The following is a 15,226-nucleotide window of genomic DNA, read 5'->3' on the forward strand; positions in this document are numbered from 1 at the left end:
CCGAGGCGGGGCCCGGGCCGGGGCAATGTCAGCGGTTCGGCTGCGGCGTGACGCGCAGGTAGGGCTTCAGCGCCTTATAGCCCTTGGGGAACTTCTGGGCGATCACGGCCGGGTCCTGGAGTGAGGGGACGATGATGACATCGTCGCCGTCTTTCCAGTTCACCGGCGTCGCCACCGAATAGCCGTCGGTCAGTTGCAGCGAGTCGATGACGCGCAGGATTTCGTCGAAATTCCGCCCGGTCGAGGCCGGATAGGTCAGCGACAGGCGCAGCTTCTTGTTCGGATCGATGATGAAGACCGAACGCACCGTCAGCGTGTCGTTCGCATTCGGGTGGATCATGTCGTAGAGATCCGAGACCTTGCGGTCGGTATCGGCCAGGATCGGGTAATTGATCGCCGTTCCTTGGGTTTCGGCGATGTCGCCGACCCAGTTCTTGTGGCTTTCGGCCGAATCCACCGACAGCGCCAGGACCTTGACGTTCCGCTTGTCGAACTCGGGCTTCAGCTTCGCCGTATAGCCCAGTTCGGTGGTGCAGACCGGGGTGAAGTCCTTGGGGTGGGAGAACAGGATGCCCCAGCTCGATCCCAGCCAGTCGTGGAACTGGATCGGGCCTTCGGTCGAGTCCTGCGTGAAATCCGGAACGATGTCGCCAAGCCTGAGAGTCATCTCAATGCCTCCAATTGCGCATAGGGTGCGCCGAGGCGGCGCGCCGCAGGCAACAGGAGAAGCAATTTACACGGGGAAGTTCAAGCGGAAATAAATGAACAAATATTATACGTTCTTTATGCGGCGCCGCAGCCGCTAATCTGGGGCGAGTTGCCGCCAGTGTGCGGCATGATTCCCGAGGCCCAATTGAAGACCATTATTCTGCTGCGTCACGCCAAATCGAGCTGGGACGACCCGTCGATGGAGGACCGCGACCGTCCGCTCAACCAGCGGGGCGAGCGGGCGGCCGGTCTCGTCGCCGCCTTCCTGCGGCACGAAGGGCTGCTGCCCGAGATCATCCTGTGTTCGAGCGCGCTCCGCACGCGGGAAACCCTGGCCCGGGTGCAGGCCGTGATCGGCGACGATACCCCGGCCCTGATCGAGGACGAGCTTTATCTCGCCTCGGCCGCGAAGCTGCTGGAACGGCTGCGCTGCCTGGGCGATGATGCCGCCAGCGTCCTCCTGATCGGGCACAATCCCGGGCTCGAGGATCTGGCCGCGACCTTGATCGAGCCGCGGGGCAGTGCGCTCGAGGAAAAGATGGCGGTGAAGTTTCCGACCGCCGGCCTTGCCGTGATCCGGGCCGATGCCGGGACCTGGGCGGCGCTGAAGCGCCGCAGCGGCCGTCTCGACCTGTTCGTCATTCCGAAGGATCTCGTCTGATGAGCGCGGAAATCGAACTGAAGCTGGCGGTCGCGGCCGAGGATCTGCCGCGCTTGCGCCGCCTGCCGGTGCTCGCCCGCGGCAATCTGGGCTCGGTGCAGAACCGGACCCTGAAATCGACCTATTTCGACACGCCGGAGCGCAGCCTGGCCGCCGCCAAGATCACCCTTCGGGTGCGCGAGGACGGGCGCCGCCGGCTGCATTGCGTGAAGGTCCCGGTCAAGAGCCTGGCCGGCCTTGCCACCCGCCGCGAGTGGGAAGTGGAAAGCCGCGGCCTGGTGCCCGATTTCTCGGTCTTCCCGGTTGGCACGGTCGATACGGTGCTGGATACCCGCACCCTCGGCCCCGACCGGATCGAGGCGGTGTTCGAGACCGATTTCCGCCGCACCCTGCGCCGCCTGCCGCTCGGCACCGGCGGCGAGGTCGAGGTGGCGGTCGACGAGGGCGTGATCCGGGCCCCCGGCAAGGGCGAGATTCCGATTTCGGAACTGGAGTTCGAGCTGAAGGCGGGCGATCCCGCCGATCTCTTCGCCCTGGCGCTTGCGGTCGCCGAACAGGTGCCGGCCCAGGTCGTCGTCGTTTCCAAGGCGGAGCGCGGCGCCCGCCTGGCCGCCGGGCGCCATGCCGCCCCGGCCAAGGCCGGCCGGCTGGATGTCTCGCCCGAGCTTTCGGCGGGCGAAGCCTTCGGCCGCATCGTGCAGGACTGCACCAGCCAGTGGCTGGCCAATGTCGAAGCCGTGCTCGACGGCCGCGACGTCGAGGGCGTGCACCAGATGCGGGTGGCGCTGCGGCGCCTGCGCTCCGGCTTCAAGCTGTTCCGGCCGATCGTCGGGGCGCAGCCGGCCAAGGACCTCTCGGACGAGGTGAAATGGCTGGCTTCGGCCCTGGGGCCGGCACGCGACTGGGATGTCTTCATCGGCGATGTCGCCGGGCCGGTGTTCGAGGCGCTGGGCCCCGACGCCCGCTTCGACCGCGTGCTGATGCAGGCGGAAAGCGAGCGGGCCCAGGGCTATGCCCTGGCCCGGCGCGCGATCGAGGATTCCCGCCATTGCCGTCTCGCCCTCTCGCTCGGCCGTTTCGTCGCCGCGCGCGAATGGGTGCAGGACGGCGACGAGGCGGCCCTGCATGCGCCTGTCGCCGATTTCGCCGCGAAAACCTTGAGCCAGCATTTCAAGCGCGTGCTGAAGCGCGGCCGCCATATCATGCAGTTGGAGGCGGAGGCGCTGCATGCGCTCCGCATCGAGATCAAGCGGCTGCGCTATGCGCTCGAATTCTTCGGCGGGCTGTTCGATGCCCGCGAGGTGCGGAAATTCCTCGACGGGCTGGCCGGCCTGCAGGATTTCCTCGGCGAATTGAACGACATGGATGTGGCGCACCGCCTGATCGTCACCCTGGGGCGGTCGGACTCCGGCCGCGCCTATGCCGAGGGGGCCTTGAGCGGCTTCTACGGCGCGTCGCTGGAGCGCAAGCGCAAGACCCTGAAGTCCCAATGGGCCGAGGTCCTGGTGCAGGAACGCTTCTGGAAAGAGTAGGCCCCCGGGCCTATTTCTTTTCCGCCGCATGGGCGGGCGGGCGGCGCTGGGGGTTCATCCAGTCTTCCAGCGCCTTCCACGCCCGGCTCAAGGCCCAGTTCAGGAACAGGTAGATCGCCGCGGCATAGAGATAGACGTCGAGCGAGAAGGATTGGGCATAGGCCCGCTTGGTCTGGCCCATCAGGTCCAGGATGGTGACGACCATGGCGACCGCGCTCGCCTTGATCATCAGGACGATTTCATTGCCATAGGCGGGCAGGGCGATGCGATAGGCCCCGGGCAGCACCACCCGGCGCAGGATCAGCCACCGATTCATGCCCAGCGCCTTCGCCGCCTCGATCTCGCCCGGCGGAACCCCCAGGATCCCGCCGCGCAGAATCTCGCCGGTATAGGCGGCGGTGTTCAGGCTGAAGGCGATCAGCGCGCACCAATAGGCTTCGGAAAACACGCCCCACAGCCCCGCCTGCTCGAAAAAGCCGCGGAACTGGCCGGAGCCGTAATAGATCAGGAAGATCTGGGCCAGCAGCGGCGTGCCCCGGAAGAAGAAGATATAGGCGGTGGCCAGCCAGCGCAGCGGCGCGATGCGGGCGACCAGGGCGAAGGCGACCGGGATCGCCAGCAGCCCGCCGATCAGCAGCGACAGGGTCACCAGTTCGGTCGTGGTCCACAGGCCGTCCAGCAGCTTCGGCCCATATTTGGCCAGCACCGGCGTATGTTCGGACAGCAGCGCGCCGATCGGGTCCAGCGCCGGCGACAGCAGGTCGCCGAGGAACAGCCAGACCGCGCGCAGGCCCTGCTTGAAGCCGCCGCCGAGATAGACCAGCCCCTCGACCACCCAGGCGAAGGCGGACCAGAGCGCGCCGAGCAGGGCGAGAAGCAGGTCGCCGATGGTGCTGAAGACCCCGCCGCCGTCGGGCGGCACGGCAGCTTCGGGGGCGAGAGCGGGGGCGGGGGCGAGGGGTTCCACGGGCGTCTCCCTCAGACCGGCCGGCGCACGCCGCGCGATGCCCAGCGTTCCGCCCGGGCGAAGACGATCATGGAAACGCCGGTGACCGCGAGATAGAGCGCGCAGGCGGCGCCATAGAACAGGAAGGGTTGCTTGGTGACGCCGACGGCGATGCCGGCCTTGCGCATCAATTCGTCCAGGGCGATGACCGAGACCAGGGACGTATCCTTGACCAGGTTGAGCCACAGGTTGCCGAGCCCCGGCAGGGCGAAGCGCCAGACCTGGGGGATCAGCACGCGGCGGATCAGCAGGGCGCGGGACATGCCGATGGCCCGCGCCGCCTCCAGCTGGCCCTTGGGCACGGCCAGGATCGCGCCGCGCAGCACTTCCGTCGCGAAGGCGCCGAAGACGAGGCTGAGGGCCACGGTGCCGGCGGCAAAGCCCGAGACATTGACGGTGGTCGCGCCGCAGAACGCCCGCGTCCCGTCCTCGAGGCCGAACAGCGCCATTTTCGCCGGCAGCGCGGTCGCCGCGCACAGGTCCTGCAAGGCGACGAGTTCGATCAGGCCCTGGAGGCCGAACTGGATGCCGTAATAGATCAGCATCAGGGTGAGAAGCTCGGGCAGGCCGCGGATCAGCACGGTATAGAGATTGCCGATGCGGTTCAGCCATTTCGACGGCGCCAGCTTGGCCCCGGCGCCGAGAAAGCCGATGACGAGACCGAAGACGAGGGAGATCGCGGCCAGTTGCAGGGTAAGCTGCAACCCGGCCCAGAGATCGTCGCCCCAGCCGCCCTTGCCGAAGGAAAGCAGATCGATCTCGCCCGCGAGGCCGGGATGGTCGGCGGCGATCCAGTCGTAGATGGCGCTGCCGATCCCGCCCAGCACCCAGCCGAGGCCGTCGACGACAAGGCCCAGCACCTGCCCGACCGGCCACCACAGCATGCCGAGCAGCCAGAACACGCCCTTGACCGCGAGGGCGACGAGATAGCCGAGCCCGCCGAGCAGGGTCAGCAGCCAGCCGGCGAGATCGCCGAAGAGGCCCGGATCGGGCAGGGCGGGAACGGCTTCGGGAGCGGCGGGATCCATCGCGCCGGGCTCAGAGATGCTTGGCCAGGAACTGGCGGCAGCGTTCGGAGGCCGGGCTGCGGAAGACCTGGGCGGGCGGCCCCGCCTCCTCCACCTTGCCCTGGTGCAGGAACATGACGGTCGAGGAGACGTCGCGGGCGAAGGCCATCTCGTGGGTTACCACCAGCATGGTGCGGCCTTCCTCGGCCAGGTCGCGCATCACCTTCAGGACTTCGCCGACCAGTTCGGGGTCGAGGGCGGAGGTCGGCTCGTCGAACAGCATGACGGCGGGGTTCATCGCCAGCGCCCGGGCGATCGCGACCCGCTGCTGCTGGCCGCCGGAAAGATGGGCCGGGTAATAGTTCCGCCGCTCCGCGAGGCCGACCTTGGCCAGCAGGGCCTCCGCCTCGGCGATCGCCTCCGCCTTCGGCTTCTTCAGGACATGGACCGGCGCTTCGATCACATTCTGCAGCACGGTCATATGGGACCAGAGGTTGAAGCCCTGGAACACCATGCCGAGCTTGGCGCGGATGCGGTCGACCTGGCGGGCGTCGGCGGGGATGCTGCGGCCCTGGCGGTCCCGCTTCATGCGGATCAATTCGCCCTCGACCCTGATGTCGCCGGAATCCGGGGTTTCGAGCAGGTTGATGCAGCGGAGAAAAGTGCTCTTGCCCGAGCCCGAGGCGCCGATGAGCGAGATGACGTCGCCCTTGCTGGCGGAAAGCGAGATGCCCTTCAGGACTTCGAGATTGCCGAAGCGCTTGTGGACATCGTCCACGACGAGAGTCGCATCACCCATCCGCGTCCAGACCCCGCCCGAATAACCCCTGCATCACGAGGCTAAGCCGCTTCGGCCGGTGCGCAAAGACAATTTCATTGCGCTGCGGTGTGAAAAAAATGACGGAGAGGTCAGGCGATGTCGAAATTGTCGCCGAGGCCGCTGCCCTCGCTCGAGACCTTGGTCAGGGCATTCATCATCACGGCGCGCAATTCGCTGACCGAATTGGGATTTTCGATGATGCCGATGACCCGGCGGCGCGACGAGCGCGAGGCGGAACTCTGCCCCTGTTCGGTGAGCATGATGACCGGCGCCCGCGAGCCGAGGCGGACCGCGCCGTCGATCACCACCGACGACGACCACCCCTTCAGTTCGGAGTCGACCACAATCAATTCGGGCCAAATACTCATGATGTGGCGCAGGCCCGAGTAGCCGTCATGGGCCACGGTGACGGCAAAGCCCCAGGATGCCAGGTGTTCGCGCAGATGCCGGCTGCGCTCGATATTGCTGTCGACCAGCAATACCTGGGGTCCCTGATGCGTGCCGCTCGTCAATGCCTGTACCATCGTCGCCATGCTTTCCGTTCCGGCGGCCCAAGCCGCGGCAAGGCGCCGCACCGGGTGACCGGCCGGGCTTTGCCCCGGCACCAGTCCCCGTTCGACCGAATTCCCGCGACCTTCTGACGGCCGTCGGAAAAACCCTGCTGTCCCGCCCGATCATCGCCCGCGACGTCACTTTCGCGTGCATTTCCACTGCAACTTTGAAGAACGGGCGAGTGGGGTCAAGGAGCAAAGGCGCCAATTTCCCCCCGATTTCGGATCCATGGGGCTTTATCTTCAAATTGGGTCTTATGGCGGAGTTCCATCCAAAATAGGTGCGATACGACTTCGGATTGGTGGGTATTCGCGTGTAATACGGGTCTGACGGAACCCGGCAGGCAGAGGACAGTCAGCCGGGCTCGCCGAGAAAAATTCAATGTTTCCGAGCGATTGAGTCGGATTCCACGTGAATCGGGCGGCGCGGGCTTAAGAAGGGGCTCAAGTAAAATGACGGGATATTCTTCCATTAAGGCGGTACTTATGGCCACCACGGCGGCAGCGGCGCTGTCGGCCACCGGCTTCGTCGCCGCCCAGGATGCCTACCCGGTCTCGGGTGATCAGTTCGGTTACGGCACGCGTGCGGTCGCCGAGACCAGCTTCAACCTGGAAATCTTCGGCGGGGCGGACGAGAACGGCGGCACCTACGGCGGTGCGCCCTCGATCACCATCCCGCTCGGCGACAAGCTCGGCCTGCAGGTCGACGGCGTCGCCGGCTTCACGGCGGACGAGGCCGGCTTTGCCGGCGGCGCCGCCCAGCTCTTCTACCGCGACCCGCAGCAGGGCCTGATCGGCGTCGCCGCCGGCGGCTATTACGTCGAAGGCATCAAGCAGTATTCGGTCGCCGGCATCGCCGAATACTACCTCGACAACATCACCCTCGAGGGCCTGGTCGGTTACCAGACCGGCGACGTGATGGACAGCGTCTACGGCCGTCTCGGCGTCTCGATCTATGCCAACCCGAACCTGCGGCTCGGCGGCGGCGTCAGCTATTCGGAAGAGACCAAGATCGGCGGCGACATCCAGATCGAAGCCCTGCTGACCGACGTCCCGGGGTTGGCGCTGTTCGCGACCGGCGCCTTCGACGAATACGGCACCATGGGCTATGGCGGCGTCCGCTTCTACTTCAACAGCGGCACCAGCCTGCTGAGCACGGACCGCACCAAGCAGGCGGCGACGCCCAGCCTGATCGACATGCACCGCAACCTCGGCCGGCCGAACTTCCTGACCAACGGCGGTGCCGGTTTCGGCCTGCGCCAGATCAGCCTCGTCGGCGCGGCCAAGAACGGCGGCGACGACTTCGGCGATGTCACGCCGCCCCCGCCGCCGCCGCCCCCGCCGCCGAATCCGAACGCCAATTGCGGCGACGGCCTGATCTGCGGCGTGCAGGATCTGGTCGGCAACCTGACCGAGAACACCATCCTCTCCCCGCTGAACGACCTGATCACCGGGCTTCTCGATCCGAACAGCGGCGCTCTCAGCGCCCTGACCGGCGCGCTCGAAGACCTGACCTCGTCGGGCGGCGGCGCTCTCGGCGCGGTCACCGATCTCGTCAACGGCCTGGTGAACACCCAGAACCAGGCGCTGGAGCCGGTGATCTCGGGCCTGAACTCGATCCTCGCCCAACTGACCGGCGGTCTCACCGGCGGCCTGACCGGCGGCCTGACCGGGTCGGGCGCCACGGCAAACGACGGCCTGATCGACGTCGTCCAGGGCGTGGTCGGCAATCTGCTCGACGGCACGGCGCTCGAAGGCGTCGGCGATCTGGTCGACGGCCTGGTCGATCCGAACACCGGGGCCCTGGCCGGCCTCACCGGCGCGCTGAACGACCTGACCTCCAGCGACGCCGGTCCCCTCGGCCCGGTCACCGACCTGGTGAACGGCCTTGCCGGCGCCAATGTCGGTGCGCTCGATCCGGTGCTCGACGGCGTCCACGACCTGCTCGCCGGCCTGACCGGCGGCCTCGCCGGGGCTCTCCCGGGGGCGTCCTCGGGCAGCACCGACGGCGGCCTGATCGATACCGTGCAGGGCACGGTCGACAACCTGCTGCACGGCACCCCGCTGGAAGTCGTGTCGGACCTGGTCGGCGGCCTCGTCGATCCGCAGACCGGCGCCCTGTCGGCCCTGACCGGCCAGCTGAACAACCTGACCGCGCCGAATGCGCCGCTCGGTTCGCTGACCGGCCTCGTCGACGGTCTGGTCGGGGCCCAGAACGGCGCCCTCGATCCGGTGCTCGACACGGTCAACGGCCTGCTGTCGAACAATCTGTCGAGCGTCAACCTCGGCGCCGCCCCGGTCGTGCTGCAGAACGTCCTGCCCTCCATCCCAGTGGTCGGCGACCTGCTCAGCGGCCTTGTCGGTGCCATCGGCGGCATCGGCGGCTGATCGACGACGCTGGGGCGCGCCCGGTTTGCCTTGGCGCGCCCCTTTAATTAGAGTATCGGGCAGCTGTTCCGATCTCGCAGGATGAAATGACATGCGTGCGCGTTTGATGAAGGGTCTCGCCCTTGCCGTCGTCATGGGGCTGGCGCTTCAGGTTGCGGCCTGCGGCAGCCGCCTGACCGGGGGCGCCAACGGCGGGACCGGCCGCGGCGCCAGTGCCGGCGGCGGCCTGTCGATCCCCTTTCCCTGAGGGGCCCTTGAGGGGCGGCCCGCCGGGAACCCCTCGCTTCACCTTCGACGAGAACCCGCATCCCTTTGGGATCGCGGGTTTTTCTTTGCCCCGTGGGCGGTTCCGGTGGCGCCGATGGGGAGAAATCTTGGCCGTTATTGGGTTATAATTGGTTCTGTATCGGGCCGTTTCGATTATAGTTGCCGCGGTCGAAGGCGGGGGGCGGCAGGCGGCAGGGCGGCAAATTTCCCGGGCACGCCGTTTCGCAAACGAAACCTTTACCAAATGGCGCCAAATTGGCGTGACATTGGTGGCTTGAGTCGGGACCGCTCGCTTCTCTTCGGGGGCGCGGGGTTCCGGTCCGGGCCAAGTCATGGACTTTCGGAGTCAGGGGCGCGGTCCGATGGGGCGATCTAAGTTTCGTTTGATCTTGGGGGTGGTGCTGGTGGCGGTGGCCATCGGTCTCATCGCCTATGGTGCAATGACCTTGCGGCGTCCGCCGCCGGCTGCCGTGCCGGGCCAGGTCGCGACGGCCCAGCCGCGCGAGGATCTGGTGCCCATCGTCGTCGCGCTGCGCGACATCGGGCGCGGCGAGAAGATCGAGCAGGCGAAGCTCTCGGTCCTGCGCGTGCAGGCACCGGCGCCGGCCGGCTCCTTCTCGGACCTGCGCTCGGCGATCGGCGCGGTGGCGCTGTCGGCCCTGCCGGCCGGCCAGATCGTGCTGCAGAATTCGATCCTCGCGCCGGGCGACGGTACCAAGCCGGGCCTTTCGGTGCTGGTGCCCGAAGGCATGCGGGCGGTCGCGCTCCGCGTGAACGACGAGGTCGCGGTCGGCAACTTCCTGCGCGCCGACGATCTGGTCGACATTCAGCTCGTCCTCGCCAATACGGCTCTCGGGCCGGCGGAAGAGGGCGGCAATCCCGAGCGGCGGGAATCCCGCGTTGTCCTGCAGGCGCTGCGCGTCCTTTCGGTCGGCGAGGCGCTGACCGAGGAGGCGGGCGACCGGGCGATCCGGATGCAGAACATCACCGTCGCCGTGACCTCGGAACAGGCCCTGGTGCTTGCCGTCGCCAAGCAGTCGGGCGCCTTCTACCTGGCCCTGCGCAACCCGACCGATACCGCCGAGCAGCAGGTGAAGCCGGTCCGCCTCGAGGATCTGACCGGGGCCCCGCGTCCCGAGCCGGCCGCCGACAGCGGCAGCGCCCTGCCGACGCCGGCCGTGGTCGCGCCGCGGCAGGTCGAAGTCATCCTGGGGACCAACACCGGCAAGCAGGCAGTGCCATGAGTGAGGATAAGATGCTTCGTGTGCCGATGACCCCGTTTGCCGACAAGCGGAGCGGTTTCATGCAACAGCTTCGCCGTCGGGCTTTCGCCACCCTTGCCGCCGTCTCCGTGGCCTTCATGGTCCCGGTCGTCACCGGCGTGACGCTTTCCGAGGCGCAGGCGGCGGAATATGTCAACCGCCCGAGCCTGGTGATCCAGGCCGGCGTGCAGACGCCGCTGTCGCTCCAGACCCCGATCGAGCGGGTGGCGATCGGCGATCCGGCGACGGTGACCGGCCGCGTCGTCGGTCCGACCGACATCCTGCTGCTGGGCCTGAAGCCCGGCCGCACCAACCTGATCGTGTGGGAAGTGGGCGGCGAGCGGGCCTATGTCTATCCCGTGATCGTGCCGCTCGGCACCGGCGATCTCGAACGCGACCTGCGCGAGGATCCGGAACTGTCGGCGGTCCGGGTCGATGCCGCGGGCGGCAAGATCGCGCTGAAGGGCACCGTGCCCTCGAACGACGCCCATGCCCGGGTGCTGCGCCTCGCCTCGCGCTATTTCCCCGACGGCGTCAGCGACCAGATCAAGGTCCTGCAGCAGCAGATGGTCAGCGTCGAGATCAAGTTCGCCGCGCTCTCGACCACCACGCTGAAGCGCCTCGGCTTCGACTTCCGCTCCGGGCCGGGCACCAGCTTCGAATATGCGGTGTCTTCGCCGGGGGCCGGGCTGACCGGCGCGCTCTCCGGCGTCTCGCCGATCTCGGACGCGCTGAATGTCCTGATGCGCCTGCCGGGCTCCGACCTTTCGGTCGTCCTCGGCATTCTCTCGGGCGCCAAGCTCGCCCAGATCCTGGCCGAGCCGACCTTGCTGGTGCGCTCGGGCGAGACCGCGGAATTCATCGCCGGCGGCGAGATTCCGATCCCGGTGCCGCAGGACAATTCGGGCACGGTGACGATCGAGTACAAGGAATTCGGCATCCGCCTCAAGGTCTCGGCCACCGTGCTGAGCCCGAGCCGGATCCTGCTGAACCTCGCGCCCGAGGTGTCCGACCTCGACTACGGCAAGGCCGTGACCATCCAGGGCACCCAGGTGCCGGGCCTGATCCGGCGCGGGGCGAGTTCCACCCTCGAACTCGGCAACGGCCAGAGCTTCGTCCTCGCCGGGCTGATGTCCTCCTCCTCGGCGGACTCGGACGATGCCCTGCCGGTCCTCGGCGACCTGCCGATCATCGGCGCCTTCTTCAAGCGCCAGCAGACCACGCGCGAGCGCCAGGAGCTGATCATCGTGGCGACGCCGCGCCTGGTCTCGCCCATGGACAGCCGGGCCCTGCCGCCGCTGCCGGGCACCGACCTGCAGAACTACGATCCCTCCTATTCGGACATGCTGCTCGGCCGTAACCGCCTGCGCGATGTCCTGCCGCAATACGGGTTGATGCCATGAGCACGGAACGTCGCAGTATCCTGGTCGTCTCCAGCGACGAAGACTTCGCCGAACGCGTCACCTCGGCGCTGTTCTCCCGGTGCAGCATCGTGCGCGGCCTGCCCCAGCTCGAAACCCTGCGCGGGCTGATCGAGTCGACGGGGGTCGAGGCGATCGTCGTCGATCTCGACGACGTCGCCTGGGACGGGCGCAACATCACCGAACTGATCGTCAGCCTGAAGGCGGAGCAGCCGGCCCTGCCGCTGGTCGTCGCCAGCTACAACATCAGTGCGACCTCGCTGATCCCGGCCATGCGCGCCGGCGCCAACGACGTGATCGACAAGGATTTCGCCGCCGACGACCTGATCGCCCAGATGGACTGGCTGCTGCAGTCGCGGCCGGCGAAGCGGGGCAGCAATTCGGCGCGGATCGTCGCGGTCATGGGGCCGAAGGCCGGGGTGGGCGCCACCTCGATCGCCGTCTCCATGGCGGCCGAGCTGGCGCGCCGCGCCGGGGCCAGCGAGCGCGTGCTGCTGCTCGATTTCGGCTTCCCGCCGAGCGAGTCGATCGATCTCCTCGGCATCAAGGCGTCCTATTTCATGACCGACGCGCTCGGTGACCTCGGGCGTCTCGACTCGACCCTGATCGAGGGCGCCTTCGCCCAGACCAAGGCGCCGCGCCTGTTCGTCCTGCCGCTCGCGGTCGACGACGAGAACGCCCAGGTGGCGGGGCAGGGCGATCTCGCCCAATTGGTCGACGTGCTGCGGTCCTATTTCACCGCGATCGTGGTCGACGTGAACCGCGCGCTCAATCCGCGCGTCGCGGACCGCATCTTCCTCGATGCCAATGCCTCGATCATGGTGGTCGACCAGTCCGTGACCTCGATCCACGGCGCCTCGGTCATTCTCGACCGCATGCGCCGGGCGATCAACAAGGACCCGGAATATACCCTGGTCGTGTCGCGCCATGTCGCCAAGCTCCGCCCCTCGCCGGAAGAGATCGCGACCGCGATCCGGGCCAAGGGCCGGCCGTTCCTGGTGCCCGAGGACCGTCTCTTCGTCGACGGCCAGCGGAACCTGGGCACGGCGCTGGCCGCCGACGGTTCGAGCCCCTTCAGCAAGGCGGTCCGGGCGGTGGTCGATGCCGCGGTCGCCCTGCCGCCGGCCGGGCCGATGGCGGCGCCCGTCGCGGCCTCGCCCGTCGCACAGAACGCGGCGCGTATCGCCGGCGGCGGCAATGCCGGCGGCGGCATCCTGTCCCGCCTCGGCATCGGCCGGGCCGGTTCGCGTTGAACCAAGGGGTGACGTATGCGTGAAGCTGGTAGTCCTGGAAGCGGCTCGGGCCTGGGCATCGCGGCCTTCCCGACCAATATCCCCGGCAGCCGGGGCGAGGGCGACATCTATACGTCGCCGCTCTACCAGGAACTGAAATTCCGGGCGCTGACCATCGTCCACGACTATCTCGAAAAGCGCGGCTTCACGCCCGACAAGGCGAACGGCGAAGTGGTGCGGGGCGAGATCAGCCGGGCGATCTCGGTCGTGGTCGCCGGTGCCGGCGTCGCCCTCAATGCCGCCGAGCGGGAACGCCTGCTCGACGACGTCTTCTTCGAGATCGTCGGCCTCGGCCCGCTCGAACCCCTGCTGGCCGATACCACGGTCGACGACATCATCGTCAACGGGCCGAGCCGGATCTATGTCGAACGCTCGGGCGTGCTCGAGCGCGTGACCACGCGCTTCCGCGACGATGCCCACCTGATGAACATCATCCAGCGCATCGTCAGCCCGATCGGCCGGCGCGTGGACGAGGCCTCGCCCTTCGTCGACGCCCGCCTGAAAGACGGCAGCCGCGTGAACATCGTGATCCCGCCGATCGCGCTCGACGGCGCCACGGTCTCGATCCGCAAGTTCAAGCGCATCCCGCTCAAGATCCACGATCTCGTGCGCACCGGCACCATCAGCCAGGAAATGGTCGACTATCTGGCCGCCGCCGTGCGCAGCCGCCTGAACGTCCTGATCTCGGGCGGTACCGGTTCGGGCAAGACCACCATGCTGAACATCCTGTCGGGCTTCATCTCGGCGACGGAACGCATCGTGACCATCGAGGACGCGGCGGAACTGCAACTGCGCCAGTCCCACGTGGTGCGCCTGGAAACCCGGCCGCCCTCGGCCGACGGCACGCCCGAGATTACTGCGCGCGACCTGGTGAAGAATGCGCTGCGCATGCGTCCCGACCGCATCATCCTCGGCGAAATCCGCTCGGGCGAGGCGGTCGAAATGGTCCAGGCCATGACCACGGGCCACGACGGCTCGATGGCGACGGTACACGCCAATTCGCCCCAGGACGCCATGAGCCGCCTCGAACTGCTGCTCGGCTTCGGCGGCATGCAGGCCAATGTGGCGACGGTCCGCAGGCAGATCACCTCGGCCGTGCAGGTCGTCGTGCAGGTCCAGCGCCTGTCGTCCGGCGCCCGCAAGGTGATCTCGATCGCCGAGGTGGTGGGCATGGAAGGCGAGACCATCGTACAGAACGAGCGCTTCCGCTACCGCGAGAATCCGGGCCAGCCGGGCCAGGGGACATTCGTGATGGTGACCCGCCATTCCGCCTTCCAGGAACGGCTGGCGACGGTGGGCGGCGTGCAGCCGGTCGGCGGCGGCGCCGGCCGTTTCGAAGGCAGGCCCTGAGCAGAAGGCGGGGGGACGCGCAATGATCCAATTCGGCCTTGCCCTCTTGGCGGCGGTCGCCGCGGGCTATCTGATCGACAGCTATGTCCGGGACTGGCGGCTCGATCAGCAGTACCGCGCCCGCCTGGTCCATCTCGGCCGCAGTATCGGCGCCGGCACCGGCTTCGACGACGATACGCCCGAGACCGAGCGCCTGATGGCGCGCCTGATGATGTCGTCGTCCGGCATCACCCGGCGCCTGCTCCAGGCCGACTGGAAAGTCACGCCGCAGCGCTTCATCGGCTTCCTGACGGCGCTTTTCGTCGTCGTCGCGGTCGCGGTCTGGTTCCTCGGCCTGCTGGGCGGGCTTGCCGCCGGCCTCGGCTTCCTCGGCATCGCCTATCAGCGCCTGAATTCGGCGGCGGACAAGCAGGTGAACGGCTTCCTCGAGGAATTGCCGAGCTTCCTCGAACGCCTGCGCCAGCTGATCTCGACCGGCAACAGCCAGGCCCAGGCCTTCGACAAGGCCCTGATCTATTCCGGCGAGGCGACCCGCTGCTATCTCGATCCGGTGGCGCTCCGGCTCAAGATCGGCGTGCCGCTGCCGGATGCCCTGCGCGTCCAGGCCCAGCGCCTGGCGATCGCCGAGCTGGCCATGCTGGCCATGATCGTGCGCACCAACCTGCGCTATGGCGGCAACCTCGGCTATATTCTCGAGCATCTGGCGCGGGTGCTCCGCGACCGCTCGCGGGTGCGGAACGAGTTCAGGTCGCTGTCGTCGGAATTGCGCAGCACGGCGATCGTGATGGTGGCGATCCCGCCGCTGGTGGCCCTGGCCATCATGGTGATGAACCCCACCTATCTCGATTTCTTCGCCGAGCAGGGGCAGGTGATGCTGGCCGTGGCCATCGGCCTCGAGGTCCTGGGCATCGTCGTGATGCGCCGCCTCATGCGTATCGAATATTGAGGCGGGAGACGCGGC

At 67.7% G+C, this 15,226-nt stretch carries 14 protein-coding genes; 9 read left to right on the forward strand and 5 right to left on the reverse strand.

Translation table 11 applies throughout. The features are described 5' to 3' along the window. Positions 1-28: 28 nt before the first annotated feature. Positions 29-667, reverse strand: a complete 639-nt coding sequence (locus tag DKG75_RS21650) for a peroxiredoxin (RefSeq protein ID WP_109923282.1) — start codon at positions 665-667, stop codon at positions 29-31. Between the two features lie 186 nt (positions 668-853). Here DKG75_RS21650 and DKG75_RS21655 point away from each other — a divergent pair, with 186 nt between their 5' ends. Both DKG75_RS21655 and DKG75_RS21660 read left to right on the forward strand, forming a co-directional pair. After that, on the forward strand, positions 854-1,369 hold the full coding sequence (locus DKG75_RS21655; protein ID WP_166646295.1) for a SixA phosphatase family protein: 516 nt from the start codon (positions 854-856) through the stop codon (positions 1,367-1,369). Then, positions 1,369-2,901, forward strand: coding sequence for a CYTH and CHAD domain-containing protein (locus DKG75_RS21660; RefSeq protein WP_109923284.1), 1,533 nt, complete (start codon positions 1,369-1,371; stop codon positions 2,899-2,901). The genes DKG75_RS21655 and DKG75_RS21660 overlap by 1 nt, the downstream gene beginning before the upstream one ends. Before the next feature lie 10 nt (positions 2,902-2,911). Here DKG75_RS21660 and DKG75_RS21665 read toward each other — a convergent pair whose 3' ends face one another. From DKG75_RS21665 to DKG75_RS21680, 4 genes are all read right to left on the reverse strand, one after another. Continuing rightward, a complete protein-coding gene (locus DKG75_RS21665; RefSeq protein ID WP_243746412.1) occupies positions 2,912-3,868 on the reverse strand; it encodes an ABC transporter permease in 957 nt (318 codons plus the stop codon). A gap of 11 nt (positions 3,869-3,879) precedes the next feature. Further along, complete coding sequence (locus DKG75_RS21670; RefSeq protein WP_243746413.1) at positions 3,880-4,935, reverse strand: ABC transporter permease; 1,056 nt, start codon at positions 4,933-4,935, stop codon at positions 3,880-3,882. Positions 4,936-4,945: 10 nt separating this feature from the next. Further along, positions 4,946-5,713 (reverse strand): ABC transporter ATP-binding protein, encoded by a 768-nt coding sequence (locus DKG75_RS21675; RefSeq protein WP_109923285.1) that lies wholly within the window; start codon positions 5,711-5,713, stop codon positions 4,946-4,948. A 110-nt stretch (positions 5,714-5,823) separates the two neighbouring features. Continuing rightward, positions 5,824-6,267 (reverse strand): response regulator, encoded by a 444-nt coding sequence (locus DKG75_RS21680; RefSeq protein WP_109923286.1) that lies wholly within the window; start codon positions 6,265-6,267, stop codon positions 5,824-5,826. Between the two features lie 504 nt (positions 6,268-6,771). On the opposite strand from DKG75_RS21680, the gene DKG75_RS21685 reads away from it, so the two are divergent. From DKG75_RS21685 to DKG75_RS21710, 7 genes are all read left to right on the forward strand, one after another. Then, positions 6,772-8,673: an autotransporter outer membrane beta-barrel domain-containing protein gene (locus DKG75_RS21685; RefSeq protein WP_109923287.1), complete on the forward strand. Its 1,902-nt coding sequence runs from the start codon at positions 6,772-6,774 to the stop codon at positions 8,671-8,673. A 91-nt stretch (positions 8,674-8,764) separates the two neighbouring features. Next, positions 8,765-8,920, forward strand: a complete 156-nt coding sequence (locus tag DKG75_RS23115) for a hypothetical protein (RefSeq protein WP_166646296.1) — start codon at positions 8,765-8,767, stop codon at positions 8,918-8,920. A gap of 403 nt (positions 8,921-9,323) precedes the next feature. Continuing rightward, the gene (gene cpaB / locus DKG75_RS21690) at positions 9,324-10,184 is read left to right on the forward strand and encodes a Flp pilus assembly protein CpaB (RefSeq protein WP_166646297.1); all 861 of its coding nucleotides are present in this window, start codon (positions 9,324-9,326) and stop codon (positions 10,182-10,184) included. 59 nt (positions 10,185-10,243) lie between these two features. Beyond that, the gene (locus tag DKG75_RS21695) at positions 10,244-11,605 is read left to right on the forward strand and encodes a type II and III secretion system protein family protein (protein WP_166646298.1); all 1,362 of its coding nucleotides are present in this window, start codon (positions 10,244-10,246) and stop codon (positions 11,603-11,605) included. Continuing rightward, complete coding sequence (locus tag DKG75_RS21700; RefSeq protein ID WP_109923290.1) at positions 11,602-12,876, forward strand: CpaE/TadZ family protein; 1,275 nt, start codon at positions 11,602-11,604, stop codon at positions 12,874-12,876. The genes DKG75_RS21695 and DKG75_RS21700 overlap by 4 nt, the downstream gene beginning before the upstream one ends. 15 nt (positions 12,877-12,891) lie before the next feature. Continuing rightward, positions 12,892-14,265, forward strand: coding sequence for a TadA family conjugal transfer-associated ATPase (locus tag DKG75_RS21705; protein WP_109923291.1), 1,374 nt, complete (start codon positions 12,892-12,894; stop codon positions 14,263-14,265). Between the two features lie 22 nt (positions 14,266-14,287). Beyond that, positions 14,288-15,211 (forward strand): type II secretion system F family protein, encoded by a 924-nt coding sequence (locus DKG75_RS21710; protein ID WP_109923292.1) that lies wholly within the window; start codon positions 14,288-14,290, stop codon positions 15,209-15,211. The last annotated feature ends 15 nt before the right edge of the window (positions 15,212-15,226 follow it).

This window comes from Zavarzinia compransoris (assembly GCF_003173055.1).
GTDB classification, from domain to species: Bacteria; Pseudomonadota; Alphaproteobacteria; order Zavarziniales; family Zavarziniaceae; genus Zavarzinia; species Zavarzinia compransoris.

Coding starts and splice junctions, on each gene's coding strand:
- DKG75_RS21700 (WP_109923290.1), top strand. CDS start 11,602: ATGAGCACGGAACGTCGCAGTATCCTGGTCGTCTCCAGCGACGAAGAC.
- DKG75_RS21705 (WP_109923291.1), top strand. CDS start 12,892: ATGCGTGAAGCTGGTAGTCCTGGAAGCGGCTCGGGCCTGGGCATCGCG.
- DKG75_RS21710 (WP_109923292.1), top strand. CDS start 14,288: ATGATCCAATTCGGCCTTGCCCTCTTGGCGGCGGTCGCCGCGGGCTAT.
- DKG75_RS21695 (WP_166646298.1), top strand. CDS start 10,244: ATGCAACAGCTTCGCCGTCGGGCTTTCGCCACCCTTGCCGCCGTCTCC.
- DKG75_RS21650 (WP_109923282.1), bottom strand. CDS start 667: ATGACTCTCAGGCTTGGCGACATCGTTCCGGATTTCACGCAGGACTCG.
- DKG75_RS23115 (WP_166646296.1), top strand. CDS start 8,765: ATGCGTGCGCGTTTGATGAAGGGTCTCGCCCTTGCCGTCGTCATGGGG.
- DKG75_RS21670 (WP_243746413.1), bottom strand. CDS start 4,935: ATGGATCCCGCCGCTCCCGAAGCCGTTCCCGCCCTGCCCGATCCGGGC.
- DKG75_RS21685 (WP_109923287.1), top strand. CDS start 6,772: ATGGCCACCACGGCGGCAGCGGCGCTGTCGGCCACCGGCTTCGTCGCC.
- DKG75_RS21660 (WP_109923284.1), top strand. CDS start 1,369: ATGAGCGCGGAAATCGAACTGAAGCTGGCGGTCGCGGCCGAGGATCTG.
- DKG75_RS21680 (WP_109923286.1), bottom strand. CDS start 6,267: ATGGCGACGATGGTACAGGCATTGACGAGCGGCACGCATCAGGGACCC.
- DKG75_RS21675 (WP_109923285.1), bottom strand. CDS start 5,713: ATGGGTGATGCGACTCTCGTCGTGGACGATGTCCACAAGCGCTTCGGC.